This window comes from Streptomyces sp. NPDC093591 (assembly GCF_044764885.1).
Classification (GTDB): Bacteria; Actinomycetota; Actinomycetes; order Streptomycetales; family Streptomycetaceae; genus Streptomyces.
In genome coordinates this window covers 42,658-64,329 of the sequence record NZ_JBIWIY010000008.1, presented here as the reverse complement: position 1 = coordinate 64,329, position 21,672 = coordinate 42,658, and the positions used below count along the sequence as shown (strand labels likewise).

The following is a 21,672-nucleotide window of genomic DNA, read 5'->3' as shown; positions in this document are numbered from 1 at the left end:
GTCAAGGTGCTTGAAGAGTCGAAAAGATTCGACGGATTTAGTTGAGGGAAAGTCAGCAACCCCTCTGTCCTTTACCGTCACTTGGCGCTAGCTTCATTGACACCAGTGGGAGCGATTCCATCAGTCGACGCGTCCGTCACGACGCGCTGATCTGCAAGGAGTCGCTCATGCGACACCCCCCGCGTTCAGTACCTTTACTCAGGTTCGCCTCGCGACGTCCGCGCCGACTGCCCCTGCCGACCCGCTTTTCTGCTGGGAGTCCGGGGGTTGGTCGGGATGTGACGTTCGACTTCGCGGGCGGCCAGAAGGTCACCCAGGGCTGGAACGCCAAGTGGTCCCAGTCCGGTACGACGGTGACCGCTGCCAACGAGAGCTGGAACGGCGCGCTCGGGACCGGCGCGAGCGTCAGCGCCGGGTTCATCGCCTCCTGGTCGGGGAGCAATGCCGTACCGACGGCGTTCAAGCTCAACGGCACCAGCTGCAATGTCGCCGCCGAACCGTCGCCGGCCGATCCGACGGGCCCCGGTGACGGCACGGTGCCGGCCCTGCACGTCTCCGGGAACAAGCTCGTGGACGCCGACGGCACCACCCGTCGTCTGCTCGGCGTCAATCGTTCCGGCGGCGAGTTCATGTGCGTCCAGGGCCACGGCATCTGGGACGGTCCGGTCGACGACGCCGCCATCAAGGCGATCGCCGACTGGAACGCCAACACCGTCCGCATTCCGCTGAACGAGGAGTGCTGGCTGGGTCTGTCCAACATCAACCCCGAGTACGGCGGCGCGAACTACATGGACGCCGTCAAGGACCTGGTGGCCCGGGTGAAGGCGCACGGCATGACGCCGATGCTCGAACTCCACTGGTCCTGGGCCAGTACACCGGCAATTCGGCGGGCTGCTCCGACGTGCACGCCGGCTGCCAGAAGCCGATGCCCAACATGCAGTACACGCCCGCGTTCTGGGCGTCGGCCGGCACCTTCAAGGACGACCCCACCGTCGTCTTCGACCTGTTCAACGAGCCCTACCCGGACCGCGCGACCTCCACGACCACCCAGGCGTGGCAGTGCCGGCGGGACGGCGGCACCTGTCCCGGCATCGGGTACGAGGTCGCCGGCGACCAGGTCATGAAGTGGTTCGACGACCGCGGCCTGTCCTACCTGGGCTGGACCTGGAACACCTGGAACTGCAGCTCCGGGCCCGCCCTGATCTCCAGTTACGACGGAACTCCCACGTCGTACGGCACGGGGCTGCGTGATCACCTGCGCGCCCTCGACGGATAACCCCTCTCACCCCCTCACGGAGAAGGAACCCGCACTCATGAGTCGTACCAGAACAGCGATGCTCGCCGCCCTGGCGCTGGTCGCCGGGTCCGCGGGGACCGCGCTCGCCGCGGCCGTCCCCGCGGACGTCGGCACGGCCGCCGTCCCCTGCACCGTCGACTACAAGGTGCAGAACCAGTGGGACACCGGCTTCACCGCCGCCGTGACCGTCACCAACAGCGGCGCCGCCAAGTCCAACTGGTCGGTGAAGTGGTCGTACGCCGGAAACCAGAAGGTCACCAACGGCTGGAACGCCAAGATCAGCCAGAGCGGCGCAGCCGTCACCGCCACCAACGAGACCTACAACGGCACCCTGTCGACGGGCGGTTCGGTCAGCTTCGGCTTCCAGGGCACCTACAGCGGCACCAACGCCATTCCGGCCACCTTCACCCTCGACGGCGTGACCTGCAACGTCGACGACGGCGGCGGCGGTCCCACGGACCCGACCGACCCCGACCCCACCGGCCCGAAGGTCGACAACCCGTACTCCGGCGCCAAGGTGTACGTGAACCCCGAGTGGTCCGCCAAGGCCGCGGCCGAGCCGGGTGGCGGCCGGATCGCCACCCAGCCCACCGGCGTCTGGCTGGACCGTATCGCCGCCATCAACGGCGTGAACGGCGGCATGGGTCTGCGCGACCACCTCGACGAGGCCCTCACCCAGAAGGGCTCGGACGAACTCGTCGTCCAGCTGGTGATCTACAACCTGCCGGGCCGCGACTGCGCCGCCCTCGCCTCCAACGGCGAGCTCGGCCCGACGGAGCTCGGCCGCTACAAGACCGAGTACATCGACCCCATCGCCGCCATCCTCGCCGACCCGAAGTACGCCTCGCTGCGGATCGTCACCACCATCGAGATCGACTCGCTGCCCAACCTGGTCACCAACACCGGCAGCCGTCCCACGGCCACCCCGCAGTGCGACGTGATGAAGGCCAACGGCAACTACCAGAAGGGCGTCGGCTACGCCCTCAACAAGCTCGGTGACGCGCCCAACGTCTACAACTACATCGACGCCGGCCACCACGGCTGGATCGGCTGGGACGACAACTTCGCCGCCAGCGCCACCGTGATGAAGGAGGCCGCCACCTCCGAGGGCGCCACCGTCAACGACGTGCACGGCTTCATCACCAACACGGCCAACTACAGCGCCCTGAAGGAGAACAACTTCACCATCAACGACTCCGTGGCCGGCAAGTCGGTCCGCGAGTCCAAGTGGGTCGACTGGAACCGGTACACCGACGAGCTGTCCTTCGCGCAGGCCTTCCGCAACCAGTTGGTCACGACCGGCTTCAACTCCGGCATCGGCATGCTGATCGACACGTCGAGGAACGGCTGGGGCGGCTCCGCCCGGCCTGCCGGTCCGGGCGCGATGACGGACGTCGACACGTACGTCAACGGCGGCCGCTACGACCGCCGCATCCACATCGGGAACTGGTGCAACCAGTCCGGCGCCGGCCTCGGCGAGCGCCCGCAGGCCAACCCGGCGGCCGGGATCGACGCGTACGTCTGGATGAAGCCGCCGGGCGAGTCCGACGGCTCCAGCACGGCCATCCCGAACAACGAGGGCAAGGGCTTCGACCGGATGTGCGACCCGACCTACACGGGCAACCCGCGCAACGGCAACAACATGTCCGGCGCCCTGCCGAACTCCCCGCTGTCGGGGCACTGGTTCTCGGCGCAGTTCCAGCAGTTGATGCAGAACGCGTACCCGGCGCTGTGACGGCTCGCTCGTAACGCTGTGTTCGACTGCGGATCCGTTGTGGTTGATCGCGCCCGAGCGGCGGAGCCGCAAATTGAAACAGTCCCGCGCCCCTGACGGGGCGCGGGAGCCGCCGGGGCTGGTCAGTTCTCCTGGGCCAGGCCCCGGCGGATCGCGAATTCCACCGCCGAGTAGTCACCGTCAGGCCGCTCCAGCTCCAGCGGCACCGCCGGGTGCAGCGGCGGCTGCGCCATGAAGCGAGGTCGCGTGCCGTGGTGGGGCTGGGCGGCGTGGACCAGGAAGGGGTGGCACAGGTAGACGTCGCCGGGGACGCCGGTGGCGTGGGCGAGCGGGCGGTGCGCGGAGGCCTCGGCGACCTTCGGGCCGAGCTCCAGGAAGGAGGCGCCGGCCTCGCCGTACGGTTCCAGGACCGGCGGTACGTCGAGATGGGAGCCGACCCGGATGCGGGTCGGGGCGTCGTCCTCGGTGACCTCGCTGAACAGGAACAGCATGAGCAGTGCGCGGTCCTTCGAGCGCACGTTCGTATGTGGGTGCTCGGCGCCTTCGGGCACATAGCTGGCCTCGATGTGCCAGCCCGCGTCGTCCGGTTCCTCCTCGTGCGGGAACCGCAGCGGGAAACTGCCCAGCGAGTACCGCGACTGCCAGCGGCCCTCACCCACCAGCACATCGAAGGCCTCGTGCAGGACGTGGGTGTTCACGGCGGCCGCGAAGGGGCCCTGTGCCATGTCGTGAACCCAGTGCACGGGGGCCTGCCAGGTGCCCGGGTCCTCCGGGTCGCACCCCGTCTCCCGCCACAGCAGCCGCGCGCAGTGCTCGGCGACGCGGGGCGGAAAAGCGCCCTCGATCTTCACGAACCCGTCCTCGAGGAAGCGCTTCACCATCTCGTCGTCCATCGGGCCATCGTGGGTGATCGGTCGTGCGGGCCGCATCCCATTTTCACCGCCGTATTTCTGCCGTCCTATTTTTGCCGTTGCGGCAACGACAGTGGCCTCACGACGGTGCGTCGGCGCACGCTGGCCCCATCCGAAGGAGAGGCTGACGAGCATGGCGCACCACCATCACGGAGACCACCAGGCCGGTCACCATCACTCTCACCACGACCACACCGACATCGACTGGAACGAGATGGCCCCGCTGCTGGAGGCGCAGGCGGAGCTGTTCACGCCCCTGTACGAGCACGCCATGGCCTGGCTGGCCAAGCGGCAGACCGAGCCCGGGCTGATCGTGGACGTGGGCAGCGGACCGGGCGTGATCGCCTGTCTGCTCGCCGACACCTTCCCCGGCGCCCGGATCGTCGCCGTCGACGGATCCGCGCCGCTCCTCGAACGGGCCCGGACGCGGGCGGAGCGACTTGGCGTCGCCGACCGCTTCGGCACCCTCGCCGGTGAACTCCCCGGCATCCTCGACGACTTGGACTACCCGGCCGATCTGCTCTGGGCCGGCCGCAGCCTGCACCACCTCGGTGACCAGCGCGCCGCCCTCGCCGCGTTCGCCGCCCGCCTCACGCCCGGCGGCACCCTGGCCCTCCAGGAGGGCGGCCTGCCGGCCCGGTTCCTGCCGCGCGACCTCGGCTTCGGACGGCCCGGACTGCAGGCGCGCCTCGACGCGCTGGAGGAGGAGCGGTTCGCCGCGATGCGCGCGGACCTGCCCGGCTCCGTCGCCGAGACCGAGGACTGGCCGGCGCTGCTCGCCTCCGCCGGACTCAGGCCCACCGGAACCCGCACCTTCCTCCTCGACCTGCCCGCCCCGACCACGGACCGGGCCCGCGCCTACGTCGTCGCCTCCCTGACCCGCACCCGCGAGGGCCTCGGCGACCACCTCGACGCCGACGACCGCGCGACCCTCGACCGGCTCCTCGACCCGGACGACAAGGCGAGCGTGCACCACCGGCCGGACGTGTTCGTCCTGGCCGCGCAGACGGTGTACACGGCGGTACGGACGAAGTGAGCCTTGACTTCGAGAACTCTCCAAGTGATGGAATCCCCGGCGTCCGAACGAAAACGCAGGGGGATCACCATGACCGGATCGACCATGACCAGCTCAGCCCTGACCGGATCGACCGCGACCGACTCTCCGGTCGCACTCATCACCGGCGGTGGCAGCGGCATCGGCGCCGCGGTCGCGCGGCAACTGCTGGACGCCGGGTACCGGGTCGCCGTCACCGGCCGCGGTGAGGCGCGGCTGCGGGGCTTCGCCGAGGAACTCGGGGCTCCCGACGGTCTGTTGACGATCGTCGGGAACGCGGCCGAGTACGGCGATGTGCAGGCGGCCGTCGACACGGTACTCAAGGCCTTCGGCCGACTCGACGCGGTCGTCGCCAACGCCGGTTTCGCCACCCACGACTCGGTCGCCGAGGGTGACCCGTCCGGCTGGACCGAGATGGTGCTGACCAACGTCCTGGGCCCGGCCCTGCTCATCCGCGCCTCCATCGACGCCCTCAAGGAGACCCGCGGCAGGATCGTCCTGGTCGGAAGCGTCGCCGGGTTCGTGCCCGGTCCCGGCAACCTCTACGGGGCGACGAAGTGGGCGGTGACCGGGCTCGCCGAGAACACCCGGCGGCAGGTGACCGACTGGGGTGTCGGCGTGACCCACATCGCGCCCGGACGCGTCGAGACACCGTTCTGGGACAGCTACGGCAGCCTGCCGCCGGGGCATCTGCTGACCGCCGACCAGATCGCCGACTCGGTGGTGTGGGCCATCCGGCAGCCCGACGGCGTGGACGTCAACACCGTCGTCGTACGGCCGCTCGGGCAGCCCAACTGACGTACGGGCGCGTTCAGTTGTCCCGGATGAACTGCTGCGCCAGCCGCTCGCCCAGCGAGGCCGCCGCGTCGTGGCTCTCGATGGGCGTGACGCGGGAGTTCGCGAAGAGGATGTACGTCACGCCGGAGGCGGCGCCGCCGGTCGCCGGGTCGGGGTCGATGTCGAGCGCCTCGGCGGCGGCGTAGGAGGCCTCGCCGATGACCCCCTGAGGGCCGGTGTCGCCGACGACGGCGTAGAGGACCTGGTCGTCGTGGACGACGGCGACCACGCTGCCGCCCTCGATGCCCGCCGCGGAGTGGTCCCAGATGTCGCTGATCCTGGGGACGACGACATACGGCAGCGTCTCGGAGCGCAGCGGCAGGCCGTCGGACTGGTGGAAGGCGGTGTCGGGCTGGAACCAGGGGTCGGTGTCCTCATTGCACTCGTCGGTGCGCTGCCCGTCGCAGTCGATGTCCATGTCGGCCGTCCAGAAGACGGCGCCGTTCTTGCCGCACACGGGGACGGTGGCCGAGGCGCCCGCGTCGGTACGGTACCTGCCGTGGGAGATCTGCGAGCAGGACGCGACCTTCGCGAGCAGGTCGGCCGCGCCGACCGAGCCCTCCCGGACGGACGGCGGCCGTGACGCGCCGGAGGCGCTCGCGGGGAACAGCCCGGCGGCGAGCAGCGCGGCGACGGAAACCGCGGCGAGGGGCAGTGTTCGGATGCGCACTGGGGAAGGGCCTCTCTTCCGGAAACAGGTCTATTAGGAAACTTTCCTGACTTGTGCTGATTGCGGCGTCATGACCCCAGTAGAAGACTGGACATGCCGAAGATTTCGGATGTGGGCCCGGATTTCCGGGAGGTGTCATGTTCGTACGCGCCATCTACACGACCGGCGATCCCGCGAAGATCGACACAGCGATCAGGGCGATGAACACAGAAGGACGGGACCTGTTGGAGGACCGTCCCGGGTACCGCGGAGCAAGTGTCTTCGTGGACCGGGCGCTCGGGAAGCTGCTGGCGGCGAGCTGGTGGGAGTCGGAGGAGGACCGGCGCAACAGCGACGAGGTGTTGCGCGAGCGGCGGGCGGCCATGCTGGAGCCGTTCGCGGGGACACTGGCGGTCTTCAACTACGAGGCGTTGGTCTTCCATCAGGTCAGGCAGCCGCTGGCGGGCGGCGGACTACGGCTCACCAGGCTGGAGTTCGACCCCATGGACACCGACCTGCTCGCCGACACGTTCCGCTCGACGGTGGTGCCCAAGCTGGAGACCCTCACGGGGCTGGCCCGGGCGTCACTGATGGTCGACCGGGAGCGGGGGCGCGGAATGGTCGGCGCGGTCTTCGTCGATCAGGCGTCCCTGGCGGCGTCCCGCGCGGGCCAGGCGGCGGCCCGGCACGAAGGCGCGGCCAAGGCGCATGTGGCCGTGACCGGGCTGGAGGAGTTCGAGGTCGTCTTCACCGACGTGCGCGGCGACTGAGGCGCTCCGCCCCCGTCCTCGTACGCGTCCGCCCGCCGCTCATAGGGCTGAGCGGCGGGCGGACGGTCGTACCGAAGCGGGCGTCAGGCCACGTCGAACGTCGCCGGGTCCGGACCGATCCGCCGGTCCTCGTTCAGCGCGCTGATCGCCGCGAGGTCTTCGGCGTCCAGGCTGAAGTCGAAGACCTCGATGTTCTCCTTGATCCGCGACGGCGTCACGGACTTCGGGATCACGACATTGCCCAGCTGGAGGTGCCAGCGCAGCACCACCTGGGCCGGCGTCCGGCCGTGCTTCTGCGCGATGGCGACGATCGCCGGGACCTCCAGCAGCCCCTTGCCCTGGCCGAGCGGCGACCAGGCCTCGGTGGCGATGCCCTGCTCGGCGTGGTACTCACGGGAGGCGGGCTGCTGCAGGTGGGGGTGCAGCTCGATCTGGTTGACCGCCGGGACGACCGACGTCTCGCCGATCAGCCGCTTCAGGTGCTCCGGAAGGAAGTTGGACACACCGATCGCGCGGACCCGGCCGTCGGCGTAGAGCTTCTCGAAGGCCTTGTAGGTGTCGACGTAGGTGTCGCGGGCCGGCAGCGGCCAGTGGATGAGGTACAGGTCGACGTAGTCCAGACCGAGCTTCTCCAGCGACACGTCGAAGGCGCGCAGCGTGGAGTCGTATCCCTGCTCGGCGTTCCAGAGCTTGGTGGTGACGAAGATGTCCTCGCGGGGGATGCCGGCGGTGGCGATGGCCTTGCCGGTGCCCTCCTCGTTGCCGTAGATCGCCGCTGTGTCGATGCTGCGGTACCCGGCCTCCAGCGCGATGCCGACCGCCTGCTCCGCCTCGTCGTCCGGCACCTGCCAGACGCCGAAGCCCAGCTGGGGCATCTCGACGCCGTTGTTGAGGGTGATCTGGGGGACCTTGCTGCTCACGAGCTCTTGATCCTTACGGTTGTCGTCAGGTGGTACTCATATCGTCAACGATCACGAGGCGTGATGCATTCCTGACGGCGGAATCCGATCGAAAGAGAGTCCCTCGCGCGGGCCGGCTCAGGCCCGGTACAGCGCCTCGACCTCGTTGGCGTACGCGTTCTCGATCGCCTTGCGCTTCAGCTTCAGTGACGGGGTGAGCAGTCCGTGCTCCTCGGTGAAGGGCTGGGCGAGGATGCGGAAGGTGCGGATCGACTCGGCCTGGGAGACAAGGGTGTTGGCGGCGACGACGGCCCGCCGCACCTCGGTCTCCAGGTCGGCGTCGCGGACCAGCTGGGCCGGGGTCATCTGGGGCTTGTCGCGCATCATCAGCCAGTGCTCCACGGCCTCCTGGTCGAGGGTGACCAGGGCCGCGATGTAGGGGCGGTCGTTGCCGACGACGATGCACTGCGCGACCAGCGGATGGTCGCGGACGCGTTCCTCCAGCACGCCCGGCGAGACGCTCTTGCCGCCGGAGGTGACCAGGATCTCCTTCTTGCGGCCGGTGATGGTGAGGTAGCCGTCCTCGTCGAGGGAGCCCAGGTCGCCGGTGGCCAGCCAGCCGTCGTGCAGGGCCGCGTCGGTGGCCTTCTGGTTGTTGAGGTAGCCCTGGAAGACGTTGGGCCCGTTCAGCCAGATCTCGCCGTCGTCCGCAATGTGCACGGTCATGCCCGGGATGGGCTGGCCGACGGTGCCGTAGCGGGTGCGGTAGGGCGGATTGGCGGTCGCGGCCGCCGTGGTCTCGGTGAGGCCGTACCCCTCGTAGACGTGGATGCCGGCGCCCGCGAAGAACAGGCCGAGCCGCCGGTCCATCGCCGAGCCGCCGGTCATCGCCTGCTTGATGCGCCCGCCCATCGCGGCCCGCATCTTGGAGTAGACGAGCTTGTCGAAGAGCTGGTGCTGCATGCGCAGACCCGCCGACGGGCCGGGGCCGATGCCCCACGCCTTGGCCTCGATGGCGTCCGCGTACTTCACGGCGACCTCGACGGCCTTCTCGAAGGCGCCCGACCTGCCCTCCTTCTCGGCCTTGCGGCGGGCGGCGTTGAAGACCTTCTCGAAGATGTACGGCACGGCCAGGAAGAACGTCGGCTTGAACGCGGCCAGGTCCGGCAGCAGCGCGGCCGCGTTCATCTGCGGCTGGTGGCCGAAGCGGACCTTGCCGCGGATCGCGGCGACCTGCACCATCCGCCCGAAGACGTGCGCCAGCGGCAGGAACAGCAGGGTCGCCGCCTCGTCGCCCTTCTTGGAGTGGAACACCGGCTCCCAGCGCTGGATGACCGTGTCCGCCTCGTACATGAAGTTGCCGTGCGAGATGACACAGCCCTTGGGGCGCCCCGTCGTGCCCGAGGTGTAGATGATCGTCGCGACGGAGTCGGGGGTGACCGCCTGCCGGTGGCGGTGGACCACCTCGTCGTCGAGGTGGGCGCCGGCGTCGTACAGCTCCTGCACCGCGCCCGAGTCCAGCTGCCACAGCTGGTGCAGCCGGGGCAGCCGGTCGATGACGGTGGCGATCGTCATCGCGTGGTCCTCGTGTTCGACGATCGCCGCCGAGCACTCGGCGTCGTACAGCGTCCAGAAGCACTGTTCGGCCGAGGAGGTGGGGTAGATCGGCACCACCTGGGCGCCGATCGTCCACAGCGCGTAGTCGAACAGCGTCCACTCGTACCGCGTACGGGACATGATCGCGACCCGGTCGCCGAACCGGATGCCCTGGGCGAGCAGGCCCTTGGCGAGGGCGAGCACCTCGTCCCGGAACTCGGCGGCGGTGACGTCCCGCCACTGTCCGTCCTCGTCCTTGCGGCCGAGGGCGACGTACAGCGGATCCTCCTGCGCATGCTCGAAGACGACGTCGGCCAGGCCGCCCACCGGCGGTGCCAACGCCAACGGAGGGTTGGTGAACTCGCGCAAACCCCGCTCCCCGCTCCGAATGCCTCGGCTGAAGCTCCGCTCAGCGCGGTGAAAGCTACCCCACCCGCGTTTCGGACGGGAGGGGGCCGGAAATCGACCAGTGCTCAGGCACGCACTGGTCAGTGCGGGAAAATGCGCTCACATGGGGAAGGGTCGGACAGAAAACTGACGGTTGAGTAAGTTTCGGGCCCGTAATCTCCACCGAATCTGTACGACCCGGTTACCCGGTACGGGCCCTGTCGATCATGTCATCCCCGGCGTGTCGCCGACGCCTTGTTCGTCTCTTCCGTCGTCTCTCGAGCCCTCTCCTCTGTCAGCGCGCGAGGGGCCGAAGCTGTCACTCCGCCGCCTCCCGCGGCAGCGTGTCCTGCGTCCGAGAGGTCAGCCGGAAGGTGGTTCACCGCGCCGCCCGCCACACCGGCCCACTCCTGCGGCACGGCGGCCGGCGCGGCGCCCGCGATGCCGGCGACACCAGCCCCGCACCGACACCCACCAGCACCAGCCCCGGTGCCAGGGCACTCGCCGTCGACCCGGCGTCCAGGACCGCCATGCGCCAACGACCGCCGCCTACGGCCGCGCCGCGCGGGCCCGATCGGCGCCTACCGCCGGTGCAACCGGTCCCCGCCCGCCAGAATCGCCCCCGCCAACGCATCAGCCGCCCCCTGCGCGGCCGTCCGCCGCCGCCCGTGCACCAGCACGAAGTCGACCCTCCCCAGTTCCGGCAACCCGGCTCGCTCGGGCATCCGCACCAGCCCCGGCGGAATCAGCCCCCGTGAGTGCGCCATCACCCCCAGCCCGGCGCGTGCCGCCGCGACCAGCCCGTTGAGGCTGCCGCTCGTGCACACGATCCGCCACTCACGCCCTTGCCGTTCCAGCGCCTCCAACGCGAGCGCCCTGGTGATCCCCGGCGGCGGATAGACGATCAACGGCACCGGACGTTCCGGCTCCAGGCGGAGCCGCTCCGCGCCGATCCACACCAGGCGGTCGTGCCAGACCAGCTCGCCCCGAGGGTCCTCGGGGCGTCGCTTGGCGAGGACCAGGTCGAGCTTCCCGGCGGCCAGCTGTTCGTGAAGGGTGCCCGAGAGTTCGACCGTCAGTTCCAGGTCGACCTCGGGGTGGTCGTGGCGGAAGCCCTCCAGGATCTCCGGCAGGCGGGTCAGGACGAAGTCCTCGGAGGCGCCGAAGCGGAGCCGGCCGCGCAGCCGGGTGCCGGTGAAGAACGCCGTGGCCTGCTCATGCACATCCAGGATCCGGCGGGCGAAGCCGAGCATGGCCTCGCCGTCCTCGGTCAGCTCCACGGAGTGGGTGTCCCGGGCGAACAGCGGCCGCCCAGTGGCGTCCTCAAGACGCCGCACGTGCTGGCTGACGGTCGACTGGCGCAGGCCGAGACGGCGCGCCGCCTGCGTGAAGCTCAGCGTCTGGGCCACGGCGAGGAACGTGCGCAAGTGGGAGGGGTCGTACACGGCACTCAGGCTACCGGCCGTTATCGCGGAACGTGATGACAGTCAGAGTGGTATGCCGGATTCCCGATCGCTGATCGCCGGAGGACGATGGAGAGGGCACGTCCGTGCCGGGAACCCGACGTTCCGTGAAGGAACAGCCGAGTACGACAGCGAAGTAGTGGAGCACAGTGAAACGCCTGCGATGGCCGCGTTGGATGCCGATCGACCCGTACATTCTGCTGCTGCTCGGGACCGTGGGCCTCGCGGCCCTCGTCCCGGCACGCGGGACGGCCTCCGACGTGGCGTCCGGCGCCTCCACGGCCGCGATCGCCTTCCTGTTCTTCCTCTACGGCGCCCGGCTGTCCACCCGTGAGGCCATGGACGGACTGAAGCACTGGCGGCTCCATGTCACCGTCCTGGCCTGCACCTTCGTCGTCTTCCCGCTGCTGGGCCTGGCCGCCCGCGGACTCGTACCGGTGCTTTTGACCCACCCTCTCTACCAGGGCCTGCTCTTCCTCACCCTCGTCCCGTCGACCATCCAGTCGTCGATCGCCTTCACCTCGATGGCCCGCGGCAACGTGCCCGCCGCGATCTGCGCGGGCTCCTTCTCCTCCCTCGTCGGCATCGTCATCACCCCGCTCCTCGCGGCGGCCGTGCTCGGCAGCACCGGCGGTGGCTTCTCGGCCGACTCGCTCGTCAAGATCGTGCTGCAGCTGCTGGTGCCGTTCGTCGCCGGGCAGCTGCTGCGCCGCTGGATCGGCGGCTTCGTCGCCCGGCACAAGAAGGTGCTCGGGCTGGTCGACCGCGGATCGATCCTGCTGGTCGTCTACACCGCGTTCAGCGAGGGCATGGTCCAGGGCATCTGGCACCAGGTGAGCCCGGTACGGCTGGCCGGACTGCTCGCCGTCGAGGTGGTGCTGCTGGCCGTCATGCTCGCCCTGACCTGGTACGGCGCCAAGGCGCTGCGCTTCAACCGCGAGGACCGCATCGCGATCCAGTTCGCCGGCTCGAAGAAGTCTCTCGCCGCCGGCCTGCCCATGGCGAGCGTCCTGTTCGGCGCACACGCCTCGCTGGCCGTGCTGCCGCTGATGCTCTTCCACCAGATGCAGCTGATGGTGTGCGCGGTCATCGCCAAGCGCCGGGCGCACGACGCCCAGGCCGCCGACGACGCCTCGGAGCCGGTCACCGCGTCGGAGCGAGCCGCAGCGTCACGAACCGCGGTCGGTACAGGGACACGTTCCGGTTGAGCTGCGCCGCCGCGCCGCCCGTCTCCAGCCAGTTGACGTCGTAGCTGACCACGAGACGTCCGTCGCCGCTCAGCTCGGGGTGCGTCTGCGGGTTGTAGGCGGCGACCTGGCCGCCCTGCGGCAGCGCCGGGCTGAAGTCCTTCGTCGGCCCGTGCCACGGGCCGGTGGGGGAACAGGCCCAGTACGACGTGACAGTGGTCAGCCCCTCGGTGCCCGCGGCCATCGTGAACAGGACGTACGTCCCCCGCACCCGCACCACCGAGAACGCGCTGCCCACCCCCTTGCGCTCCCCGTCCCCGAGCACCGGGCGCGGCCGGGCGGCCCCGGCCCTGCCCCACGCCGACCCGTTCCAGTACTCCCAGGCCCCCGGCTCGGCCAGCCTGCCCTCGGGCACGCGGGCGACGAAGGCGTGCGAGGCCGGCCGGGACGCGGCCTGCCCGTCGTCGCCCCCGAAGACGTACGTCCAGCCGTCCTCCTCGACGAGCGTCGTGCCGAACAGGACCCGCCGGGAGGGATCCGGCACCAGCTGCTGGTCAAAAACCTTGACGACCGACTCCACCCGCAGGTCGGGCAGCGAGAGCGTGGCGACCTCGGTGGCGGTGGGCACACCGTAGATCCAGGGGGCCTGCCCGGCCGTGCGCACCCACAGCAGCACCCGCAGCACCTGCTCGGAAGAGCCGGGGGAGCGGGGCTCGACGCGGGCCGCCACCGGCCAGCGCCACTGGTTCGGGGCCGGGTCGGGGAACAGGGGAGTGGCGAGCGTGCGCTCCAGGCGTCCGTCGCGCATGACGACCGCCGAGTTGCGCACCAGGGGCGCGGTCGTATCCCGCCAGGTGTGGGACTCGCCGAACGGGTTGGGCGGGGCGTACACCTGGCCGAGGTAGGTGTCCGAGAACAGCCACAGCAGCCGGCCGTCCGGCAGCCGCACCGAGTGGGTGCCGTCGCCGCCGGTCCAGTCGTCGGTGCGGGCGGGGTCGTCGCCGTAGCGGGCGAACTCGGCGGTGAGGCCGTCGTCGGCCTTCCAGGAGGCGACCGAATGCGGCGCGCACGTGCCACCGCCCTCCCGTTCGCCGTCGTCCGGGAGGGCGGTGAGCAGCACGGCCCCGAGAACCAGGGCCAGCAGGAGTCCGAGGCCGGTGGCGGTGCGCTGCCGTGCTCGTGTGTCTTCGGGCACGCCCGGGACGTTAGTGGCCTCGGCGCACCTGGTCCATGGGCAGCCACAGCACGGTGCCGTCGGTGGCCGAACCCTTACGGGCGGTGACCCGTGCCGCGGCGTTGATCTCCGCGTCGCCGAGCGCCCGGTTCCACACGTGGACGTCGTCGATCGCGCCGGTCAGGAAGGCCCGGCTGTCCATGCGCTGGCCTACGTGCACACCGAACGGCGAGTTCCGGCTGACCGAACCGGGCACGTCCGCGGTGCTGATCTCCGTACCGTCCAGGAACAGCGTCAGCTGCCCGCCGCCGCGCCGCAGGGCGAGGTGGTGCCACTCACCGTCGTTGTGGGCGCCGGTGGCCCACAGGGACGCGGTCCGCACGGTCCCGAAACCCTGCCGTGTGGTGATCAGGGCGCGCACCCGGTCGTTGTCGGGCTCGCCACGCAGCCAGACCTGGGGCTGGGTGGAGCCGATTCCGCCCATCCACAGGAACGGCTGCTCGCCGGTGGTGGCGGAGTAGCGGAAGAACAGCGAGACCGTGAACGGACCGTCCTTGAGCGGGAGTCGAGAGCGGTACGGCAGACGTACGGCGTCGTCGTCGCCGTCGAACTCCACAGCGTTGCCGATCACCCCGTCCGTAGCCTCGGGGCCCCCGAGGACGGTCGCGCGGGGTGCGCCCGGGGCGAGGTCGGGGGTGGTCGGGTCGGGGCCGCGGCGCGGGCCGAGCCAGGCCTCGTCGAAGCGGGCGAAGCGGATCTCGTCGCGCGCGTCGACGGCGCCGCCCTCGTACATCAGGCCCACCGTGGACGCGTCGATGCCCACCATGTCGGAGTAGCCCGACCAGTCCGTGGTGACGACCTTGCCGCGGTCCACGCTGTCCCAGGTGGTGCCGCCGTTCCAGGAGGACCGGATCATCATGGTCCGCCGGCGGTCGGGATCGCCGGGCGCGGACAGCAGGAGGCGCTTGCCCAGACGGAGCGTGGCGCCTTGGACCTGAGGCGTGTACAGGTCAGGAAGGTCCCGGAACGGGCCGGTGAAGCTGTCGCCGCCGTCGCGGCTGTATGTCTGGGAGCGGTGCCCGAGGTCGGTGCCGTCCTGTTCCCGGCCGCTGATGAGGATCGTGCCGTCGGTGCGCTCGGTGAGGGTCACTTCGGAGGGCTTCTGCCGGAAGGTGCCGTCGGCCGCGGCGATGGGCCAGGAGTCGGTGGCGCCGATCCGCCAGTGGTCGCCGCCGTCGTCGCTGACGATGAGGGCGGCGTGGTTGGCGGTGACCCGACTGCCGTCCCAGGTCTCGGTGTTGACGCCGAAGACGAGCCGCCCGGCGTGCTTGCCCCTGGTGAGCTGGATGCCGTGCACGGGGCCGGTGGCGTACCAGGAGTTCCAGTTCGCGGGCAGTATCTCGTCGCTCAGGTCGCGCGGCTCGGACCAGGTCCGGCCGTCGTCGTCGCTGTACTGGAGATAGGGGGTGCGCTCGCACGGGACGGAGCAACTGCCGCTGTCCGTACGGCCCGGGTTGTACGTCTCCGCCAGGAGGATGCGGCCGGTCTCACGGTCCACGATCGGCGCCGGGTTGCCGTGTGTGTCGCCGTCGCCCTCGTTGACGACCTGGAGCGGCCCCCAGGTGCGGCCACCGTCCGTCGAGCGCTTGAGAACGATGTCGATGTCGGCGGCGTCACCGCAGTTGAGCACCCGCCCCTCGGCGAACGCCAGCAGCGTGCCGTCCTTGGTCTTCACGATCGCGGGGATCCGGAAGCAGGCGTACCCGGGATCCTGGGACGCCTTGAAGAGCACCTGCTGCTCGAACAGCGGTGTGCGGGTGGTCGGTTGGGACGGCGCCGAACCTAACGTCGCGGCCGTCGCCGTAGTGGCGACGGCCGCGACGAGGGCAGCTCTGAGACGTGCGCGAACTCTTGACGGCATGGTGCGGCCCGCCCTTCATCGTCTGGTCGTGCGTCCAGGCATCTGAACATTCGGACATCCCACGTCCAAGGTGCGCATCACAGACGTTAGTTGGGCTATCGCACACATCACAAGAACCGTGCACGTGTCACCTCACGGATGGAGTACGACTTTCCCTCGGTTGACCCGGGACTCGATCGCCGCGTGCGCCTCGGCCGCCTCCTCCAACCCGAACTCCCCGTGTACGGCGGGCTTCAGCACGCCCTCGGCGAACAGCTCCCACAGCTCCTTGCGCCACCGCTCGTACAGCTCCGGCTCCTCGCGAGCGATGCGTCCCATCTGGAACCCGACGACGGACTTGGCGCCCACGAGAAGGTCGTACGCCTGGATCGTCCCGCCGCCCGAGCTGTACGCCACGAGCCGCCCTCCCGGTGCGAGCGCGGCGAGGGCCGGGGTGAGCAGGTCGCCGCCCACCGCGTCGAGGACGTAGTCGACGGGGGCTCCCCAACCGCCCTCCCGGTACGTGACGACGTCGTCGGCGCCGAGGGAGCGTACGAAATCCGCCTTGGCCGGATCGGACACCGCGCCCACGACCCGCCCCGCGCCCCGGGCCCGCGCGAGCCGTACGGCGAGATGCCCCACACCGCTCGCCGCCGCGGTGATCAGCGCCGCCTCTCCGCGCTCGGGCCGGGCGGCCTCCAGCGCGCCGAGTGCGACCAGGCCGCTGCGGACGAGGGCGACGGCATCGGTGGCGGTGGCGGTGTCGGGAATCGGGGAGGCCATGGCCTCGTGCAGGAGCGCGTAGTCGGCGTAGCCGTGGCCGAAGCACAGGCCGGTCACGCGGTCGCCGGTGCGGAAGCGGGCGGCCCCCTCGCCCACGGCCGCGACCCTGCCCGCGATCTCGCCGCCCAGGGGGACGGGCTCGGGAGCCTCGGTGACCTTGCGGACGACGGGGAGCGTCACGCCGATCGCCTCGCAGTGGACGAGGAGTTCACCGGGGCCCGGCTCCGGGACGGGGGCCTGCTCCAGGAACAGGGGGCCGCCGGGGGACTCGTAGCGGACGCGGCGCATCGCACCTCCAGAAGTCATTGGGTATACCAACGGTTTCGACGGCGCTGACGCTACCGGCCAGTCGTTGGGAAGTCCAACGAAATCCCGGTAGGGTGCCCACATGTCCGAAGCCCCGCTCCCCGCGATCCGCTCCCTCCCCAGCTGGCTGCTCGGCCGTGCCGCCGCCCGGGGGCGGTCCCTGGTGGCCGAGGCACTGGCCGCGGAGGGCATGAAGATGTGGCACCACGTGGTGCTCTCCGCCGTCCGCGACCTCGCCCCCGTCGCCCAGGCCGACCTGGGGCGCGGCGTCCAGCTCGACCCCAAGGACCTGGTGGGGATCCTCAACGACCTGCAGTCCGCCGGCCTCGTCGTGCGCGAGCCCGACCCCCGCGACCGCCGCAAGAACGCGGTCTCCCTCACGGACGCGGGTGGCCGCCTGCTGACGCGCTGCGAGAAGGCGGCCCGCGAGGCCAACGACACCCTCCTCGCGCCGCTCTCGAAGGCCGAACGTGACCGGTTCATGGACCTGTTGATCCGGATCTCCGGTACGCAGAGCTGATGGCGGATAACGTTCCGTCATGACCGCACCACTCGCGCTCGAAGGCGCCCGTACCGCCCTTGTGCTCGTCGATCTGATGGACCGCATCGTCGCGCTGCCCCTGGAGCCCCGCAAGGGCACCGAAGTCCTCTCGACCTGCGAGGAGTTGGCCGCCAGGTTCCGCGCCGCGGGGGCGGCCGTCGTCCTCGTCCGGGTCGAACGCCCCTCGGTCGCCGAGCAGCCGCCCGGCAGCGGTCTGGTGGCGGGACTGCCGAAGGGCGGCGACATCGAGATCGTGAAGCGCACGATCGGCGCTTTCCAGGGCACGGGCCTGGACGACCGCCTGCGTGAACGCGGCGTCACCACCCTGGTGTTCGGCGGCATCGCCACCAACCTCGGCGTCGAGTCCACCGCCCGCGCCGCCGGCGACCTGGGCTACGACCTGGTCTTCGTCGAGGACGCGATGACGGCGTTCACGGCGGCGGAGCACGAGGCCTCGGTGCGGCTCGACTTCCCGAGGCTGGGCTCCGTGACACGTGCCGCGGACGTGACCTTCACGGCCACCTGAAGCAGGACGGAAACAGCGGGGCCCCTACAGGCGCAGGGGGCGCTCCCCGCCGTTCGGGGCCCCGCCGCCGTGCAGCGGGGGAACCATGTCAGCCCTGGGCGGCCGCGGCCCGCAGGGCGATGCGGTCCTCACCCGCGTACACGTTCATGGAGCTGCCCCGCAGGAAGCCCACCAGTGTCAGCCCCGTCTCCGCGGCGAGGTCCACCGCGAGGGACGAGGGTGCCGAGACCGCCGCCAGGACCGGGATGCCGGCCATGACCGCCTTCTGGGCGAGCTCGAAGCTGGCCCGGCCGGAGACAAGCAGGACCGTGCGGGACAGGGGCAGGTCGCCGTTCTGCAGGGCGCGGCCGACCAGCTTGTCGACCGCGTTGTGCCGGCCGACGTCCTCCCGTATGTCGAGCAGCTCGCCGTCCTCGGTGAACAGGGCCGCCGCGTGCAGGCCCCCGGTCCGGTCGAAGACCCGCTGGGCCGCGCGGAGCCGGTCGGGGAGGGCGGCGAGCAGGTCGGGGTCGAGCCGGACCGGGGCGCCCTCGCCGTCGTCGATGGTCCAGCGGGCCGTCGTACGCACCGCGTCCAGCGACGCCTTGCCGCACAGCCCGCAGGACGACGTCGTGTAGACGTTGCGCTCGAGGGTGATGTCGGGGATCGCCACCCCCGGGGCCGTCCTCACGTCCACCACGTTGTACGTGTTCGAGCCGTCCACCGTGGCGCCCGCGCAGTACACGATGTTCTGCAGATCGGCCTGCTCGGCGAGCACTCCCTCGCTCACCAGGAACCCGGCGGCCAGCGCGAAGTCGTCGCCGGGTGTGCGCATGGTGATCGCCAGCGGCTTGCCGTTGAGCCGGATCTCCAGGGGTTCCTCGGCGACGAGTGTGTCCGGCCGGGTGGAGACGGCGCCGTCCCGGATCCGGATCACCTTGCGTCGTTCCGTGACTCGTCCCATGTCCCTGTCCCCACCAGTCCTGATCAGTCCCGGTTCTGTACATGCTGGTAGCCGAAGCGACCCTTGATGCACAGGTTGCCGTGGGTCACCGGGTTGTCGTGCGGCGAGGTGACCTTCACGATCTCATTGTCCTGCACGTGCAGGGTGAGGTTGCAGCCCACTCCGCAGTACGCGCACACCGTGGTCGTCTCCGTCTGCGCCGCCTCGTCCCAGGTACCCGCCGCCCGCATGTCGAACTCGGACTTGAAGGACAAGGCCCCCGTCGGGCACACCTCGATGCAGTTCCCGCAGTACACGCAGGCCGAGTCGGTCAGCGGGGCGTCGTGTTCCACCGCGATGCGGGCGTCGAAGCCGCGCCCGGTGACGGAGATCGCGAAGGTGTTCTGCCACTGGTCGCCGCAGGCGTCCACGCACTTGTAGCAGAGGATGCACTTGTCGTAGTCGCGCACGTAGAGGTCGTTGTCGATCTTCGGTTCCTCGTTGAGGCGCGCCGCGTCGGGGCCGAAGCGGTCCGGCTTCGCCTCGTACTCCTTGATCCACTCCGCGACCTGCGGGGTGGTCGACAGGTCGACCGACGAGGCGAGCAGTTCGAGGACGATCTTGCGGCTGTGCCGGGCGCGTTCGGTGTCGGTCCTCACCGCCATGCCTGGCTCGGCCCTGCGTGAGCAGGCGGGGACCAGGGTCCGGGACCCCTCGACCTCGACGACGCACACCCGGCAGGCGTTCTTGGGCGTGAGGGTGTCCCCTTGGCACAGGGTCGGGATGTCCTTCCCGGCGGCCCGGCAGGCGTCGAGGATCGTGGAGCCCTCCGTCGCGCGCACCGGCTCCCCGTCGATCGTGAACTCCAGCAGCCGGCGCGGGATCCCCAGCGGTGTCACGGTCATTCGTACGCCCCCAGACGGTCGATGGCGGATTCCACGGCGTTCCACGCGGTCTGCCCCAGACCGCAGATCGAGGCGTCCCGCATCGCGCGGCCGACCTCCCTGAGCAGGGCGATGTCATCGGCGGCCGCCGCACCCGACCGCTCGACGATCCGGTGCAGCGCCTCCTCCTGCCGCACGGTCCCGACCCGGCACGGCACGCACTGCCCGCACGACTCGTCGCGGAAGAACTCGGCGATGCGCAGCAGCAGCCGGGGCAGCGGAACGGTGTCGTCGAAAGCCATGACCACGCCCGAGCCGAGCGTCGTGCCTGCCTCCCGCGTGCCCTCGAAGGTGAGCGGGATGTCCAGCTCGTCGGCCCGTACGAAGCCGCCCGCCGCCCCGCCCAGCAGCACCGCCCGCAGCCGCCGGCGCACTCCGGCCAGTTCCAGCAGTTCGCCCAGCGTCGCGCCGAAGGGGAGTTCGTAGATGCCGGGCCGGTCCACACTCCCGGAGACGCAGAACAGCTTCGGCCCGGTGGACTTCGCGGTGCCGATCGCCGCGTACGCCGGTGCTCCCATGGTCAGGATCGGCAGCACGTTGACCAGCGTCTCCACGTTGTTCTCCACCGTGGGTTTGCCGAACAGCCCCTTCTCCACCGGGAACGGCGGCTTCGAGCGCGGTTCGCCCCGGTAGCCCTCGATGGAGTTGAAGAGAGCCGTCTCCTCGCCGCAGATGTACGCCCCGGCGCCGCGGCGGACCTCGATGTCGAAGGCGTAGCCCTGGCCTAGGACGTCATCGCCGAGGAAGCCGCGCGCGCGTGCCTGGGCGATGGCGTGTTCCAGGCGGCGCAGAGCGCGCGGGTACTCGCCGCGCAGATAGAGGTAGCCCTTGTGGGCGCCGATCGCATACGACGCGATCGTCATCGCCTCCACCAGCGCGTACGGGTCGCCCTCCATGATCACGCGGTCCTTGAAGGTGCCCGGCTCGGACTCGTCGGCGTTGCAGACGACGTAGTGCGGGTGGTCGGGCTGCGACGCCGTGGCCTGCCATTTGCGGCCGGTGGGGAAGGCGGCGCCGCCGCGCCCGACCAGGCCGGAGTCGGTGACCTCGCGGATTACTCCGGCGGGACCGAGGTCGAAGGCCCGGCGCAGGGCGGTGTAGCCGCCGTGGGCGCGGTAGTCGTCCAGCGACGAGGGGTCGACGACGCCGACGCGCCGCAGCAGGGTCAGCGACGGATCGCCTGCCTGCGGTACGGCCATCGCGGCCGGCGGCTCCTCGGGCGCCGAGTCCGGCGCGCTCGCGGCGAGGACGGCGTCGTGCACGGTCGCCGGAGCCGACACCGCCGTACGCACCGGGTCCCCGGCCTTGATCGCGAGCGCCGCCGGAGCCCGCTCGCACAGGCCCAGGCAGGGACTGCGCTCGACCGACACCCCGCTGCCGAGCCCGAGTCTCGCCTCGATGCCGGCGCACAGCTCGCTCGCCCCGGCGGCCGCGCACGCGAGGTCCGTGCAGACGTGGAGCACGGTGGCGGGGCGTGGCTTGACCGAGAACATGGCGTAGAAGGTGGCGACGCCGTACGCCTCCGCCGGCGGCACCGTCAGCCGCCGGCACAGGTAGTCGAGGGCGCCCTCGCTGATCCAGCCGATCCGGTCGTTGATCGCGTGCAGCCCCGGCAACAGCAGGTCGCGGCGGTCCCGGGCCTCGCGTCCGCCGCGCGCCCACCTCAGGTCGGCGTCGCTGCGGTCCGCCCCCTCCCATGAGGACTCCGGGGGGCCCAACAGGGCGTCCACGGCCGCCCGTTCGTCGTCCGTCGGTTTACTGTCGCCGAAGTGCAGGTCCACTCACGTCACC

General features: G+C 70.6%; 18 protein-coding genes and 1 pseudogene. 8 read left to right on the top strand and 11 right to left on the bottom strand.

The window, feature by feature from the left end; all coding sequences use genetic code 11:
• Positions 1 to 167: 167 nt before the first annotated feature.
• Together ACIREI_RS18235 and ACIREI_RS18230 are read left to right on the top strand one after the other, a co-directional pair.
• Positions 168 to 1,276 (top strand): annotated as a pseudogene (locus tag ACIREI_RS18235) (cellulose binding domain-containing protein).
• Positions 1,277 to 1,313: 37 nt separating this feature from the next.
• Positions 1,314 to 3,032, top strand: a complete 1,719-nt coding sequence (locus ACIREI_RS18230) for a glycoside hydrolase family 6 protein (RefSeq protein ID WP_403333798.1) — start codon at positions 1,314 to 1,316, stop codon at positions 3,030 to 3,032.
• Positions 3,033 to 3,154: 122 nt separating this feature from the next.
• Here ACIREI_RS18230 and ACIREI_RS18225 read toward each other — a convergent pair whose 3' ends face one another.
• Positions 3,155 to 3,925 (bottom strand): phytanoyl-CoA dioxygenase family protein, encoded by a 771-nt coding sequence (locus tag ACIREI_RS18225; RefSeq protein WP_403333797.1) that lies wholly within the window; start codon positions 3,923 to 3,925, stop codon positions 3,155 to 3,157.
• A gap of 151 nt (positions 3,926 to 4,076) precedes the next feature.
• Between ACIREI_RS18225 and ACIREI_RS18220 the strand changes: the two genes are divergently transcribed.
• On the top strand, positions 4,077 to 4,979 hold the full coding sequence (locus tag ACIREI_RS18220; RefSeq protein WP_403333795.1) for a class I SAM-dependent methyltransferase: 903 nt from the start codon (positions 4,077 to 4,079) through the stop codon (positions 4,977 to 4,979).
• Between the two features lie 69 nt (positions 4,980 to 5,048).
• Complete coding sequence (locus ACIREI_RS18215) at positions 5,049 to 5,795, top strand: SDR family oxidoreductase (RefSeq protein WP_403333793.1); 747 nt, start codon at positions 5,049 to 5,051, stop codon at positions 5,793 to 5,795.
• A 13-nt stretch (positions 5,796 to 5,808) separates the two neighbouring features.
• On the opposite strand, the gene ACIREI_RS18210 is transcribed toward ACIREI_RS18215, so the two are convergent.
• A complete protein-coding gene (locus ACIREI_RS18210; RefSeq protein ID WP_403333791.1) occupies positions 5,809 to 6,504 on the bottom strand; it encodes a glycoside hydrolase family 75 protein in 696 nt (231 codons plus the stop codon).
• 137 nt (positions 6,505 to 6,641) lie between these two features.
• On the opposite strand from ACIREI_RS18210, the gene ACIREI_RS18205 reads away from it, so the two are divergent.
• Positions 6,642 to 7,253 carry a hypothetical protein gene (locus tag ACIREI_RS18205; protein ID WP_403333789.1) on the top strand — a complete coding sequence of 204 codons (612 nt, stop codon included), beginning with the start codon at positions 6,642 to 6,644 and terminating at the stop codon, positions 7,251 to 7,253.
• An 83-nt stretch (positions 7,254 to 7,336) separates the two neighbouring features.
• Here the strand turns inward: ACIREI_RS18205 and ACIREI_RS18200 are convergent, their stop codons facing one another.
• The 3 genes from ACIREI_RS18200 to ACIREI_RS18190 all read right to left on the bottom strand — a co-directional run bounded on the left by ACIREI_RS18200 (position 7,337) and on the right by ACIREI_RS18190 (position 11,580).
• Positions 7,337 to 8,173, bottom strand: coding sequence for an aldo/keto reductase (locus ACIREI_RS18200; protein ID WP_403333787.1), 837 nt, complete (start codon positions 8,171 to 8,173; stop codon positions 7,337 to 7,339).
• Positions 8,174 to 8,290: 117 nt separating this feature from the next.
• A complete protein-coding gene (locus ACIREI_RS18195; RefSeq protein WP_403333785.1) occupies positions 8,291 to 10,117 on the bottom strand; it encodes an AMP-dependent synthetase/ligase in 1,827 nt (608 codons plus the stop codon).
• 599 nt (positions 10,118 to 10,716) lie between these two features.
• A complete protein-coding gene (locus tag ACIREI_RS18190; protein ID WP_403333783.1) occupies positions 10,717 to 11,580 on the bottom strand; it encodes a LysR substrate-binding domain-containing protein in 864 nt (287 codons plus the stop codon).
• A gap of 194 nt (positions 11,581 to 11,774) precedes the next feature.
• On the opposite strand from ACIREI_RS18190, the gene ACIREI_RS18185 reads away from it, so the two are divergent.
• Entirely contained in the window at positions 11,775 to 12,806 is a 1,032-nt protein-coding gene (locus ACIREI_RS18185; protein WP_403333781.1) for a bile acid:sodium symporter family protein, read from the top strand.
• On the opposite strand, the gene ACIREI_RS18180 is transcribed toward ACIREI_RS18185, so the two are convergent.
• The 3 genes from ACIREI_RS18180 to ACIREI_RS18170 all read right to left on the bottom strand — a co-directional run bounded on the left by ACIREI_RS18180 (position 12,742) and on the right by ACIREI_RS18170 (position 16,930).
• Positions 12,742 to 13,980, bottom strand: a complete 1,239-nt coding sequence (locus ACIREI_RS18180; protein ID WP_403333779.1) for a DUF4185 domain-containing protein — start codon at positions 13,978 to 13,980, stop codon at positions 12,742 to 12,744. The genes ACIREI_RS18185 and ACIREI_RS18180 overlap by 65 nt on opposite strands.
• Positions 13,981 to 13,990: 10 nt before the next feature.
• Positions 13,991 to 15,880 carry an exo-alpha-sialidase gene (locus tag ACIREI_RS18175; RefSeq protein ID WP_403333777.1) on the bottom strand — a complete coding sequence of 630 codons (1,890 nt, stop codon included), beginning with the start codon at positions 15,878 to 15,880 and terminating at the stop codon, positions 13,991 to 13,993.
• A 132-nt stretch (positions 15,881 to 16,012) separates the two neighbouring features.
• Positions 16,013 to 16,930, bottom strand: coding sequence for a zinc-binding alcohol dehydrogenase family protein (locus ACIREI_RS18170; RefSeq protein ID WP_403334341.1), 918 nt, complete (start codon positions 16,928 to 16,930; stop codon positions 16,013 to 16,015).
• 100 nt (positions 16,931 to 17,030) lie between these two features.
• Here ACIREI_RS18170 and ACIREI_RS18165 point away from each other — a divergent pair, with 100 nt between their 5' ends.
• Positions 17,031 to 17,468: a MarR family winged helix-turn-helix transcriptional regulator gene (locus tag ACIREI_RS18165; protein ID WP_403333775.1), complete on the top strand. Its 438-nt coding sequence runs from the start codon at positions 17,031 to 17,033 to the stop codon at positions 17,466 to 17,468.
• Between the two features lie 19 nt (positions 17,469 to 17,487).
• Entirely contained in the window at positions 17,488 to 18,015 is a 528-nt protein-coding gene (locus tag ACIREI_RS18160) for an isochorismatase family protein (RefSeq protein WP_403333773.1), read from the top strand.
• A gap of 88 nt (positions 18,016 to 18,103) precedes the next feature.
• Here ACIREI_RS18160 and fdhD read toward each other — a convergent pair whose 3' ends face one another.
• Genes fdhD through ACIREI_RS18145 form a run of 3 tightly spaced genes read right to left on the bottom strand, consistent with a single transcriptional unit; the run spans position 18,104 to position 21,662 of the window.
• Positions 18,104 to 18,958, bottom strand: coding sequence for a formate dehydrogenase accessory sulfurtransferase FdhD (gene fdhD / locus ACIREI_RS18155; RefSeq protein WP_403333771.1), 855 nt, complete (start codon positions 18,956 to 18,958; stop codon positions 18,104 to 18,106).
• A 23-nt stretch (positions 18,959 to 18,981) separates the two neighbouring features.
• Entirely contained in the window at positions 18,982 to 19,842 is an 861-nt protein-coding gene (locus tag ACIREI_RS18150; RefSeq protein ID WP_403333769.1) for a 2Fe-2S iron-sulfur cluster-binding protein, read from the bottom strand.
• Complete coding sequence (locus ACIREI_RS18145) at positions 19,839 to 21,662, bottom strand: NAD(P)H-dependent oxidoreductase subunit E (RefSeq protein ID WP_403333767.1); 1,824 nt, start codon at positions 21,660 to 21,662, stop codon at positions 19,839 to 19,841. Before ACIREI_RS18145 ends, ACIREI_RS18150 begins: the two co-directional genes overlap by 4 nt.
• Positions 21,663 to 21,672 lie beyond the last annotated feature (10 nt).

Coding starts and splice junctions, on each gene's coding strand:
- fdhD (WP_403333771.1), bottom strand. CDS start 18,958: ATGGGACGAGTCACGGAACGACGCAAGGTGATCCGGATCCGGGACGGC.
- ACIREI_RS18205 (WP_403333789.1), top strand. CDS start 6,642: ATGTTCGTACGCGCCATCTACACGACCGGCGATCCCGCGAAGATCGAC.
- ACIREI_RS18165 (WP_403333775.1), top strand. CDS start 17,031: ATGTCCGAAGCCCCGCTCCCCGCGATCCGCTCCCTCCCCAGCTGGCTG.
- ACIREI_RS18175 (WP_403333777.1), bottom strand. CDS start 15,880: ATGCCGTCAAGAGTTCGCGCACGTCTCAGAGCTGCCCTCGTCGCGGCC.
- ACIREI_RS18220 (WP_403333795.1), top strand. CDS start 4,077: ATGGCGCACCACCATCACGGAGACCACCAGGCCGGTCACCATCACTCT.
- ACIREI_RS18150 (WP_403333769.1), bottom strand. CDS start 19,842: ATGACCGTGACACCGCTGGGGATCCCGCGCCGGCTGCTGGAGTTCACG.
- ACIREI_RS18185 (WP_403333781.1), top strand. CDS start 11,775: ATGCCGATCGACCCGTACATTCTGCTGCTGCTCGGGACCGTGGGCCTC.
- ACIREI_RS18225 (WP_403333797.1), bottom strand. CDS start 3,925: ATGGACGACGAGATGGTGAAGCGCTTCCTCGAGGACGGGTTCGTGAAG.
- ACIREI_RS18160 (WP_403333773.1), top strand. CDS start 17,488: ATGACCGCACCACTCGCGCTCGAAGGCGCCCGTACCGCCCTTGTGCTC.
- ACIREI_RS18170 (WP_403334341.1), bottom strand. CDS start 16,930: ATGCGCCGCGTCCGCTACGAGTCCCCCGGCGGCCCCCTGTTCCTGGAG.
- ACIREI_RS18215 (WP_403333793.1), top strand. CDS start 5,049: ATGACCGGATCGACCATGACCAGCTCAGCCCTGACCGGATCGACCGCG.
- ACIREI_RS18230 (WP_403333798.1), top strand. CDS start 1,314: ATGAGTCGTACCAGAACAGCGATGCTCGCCGCCCTGGCGCTGGTCGCC.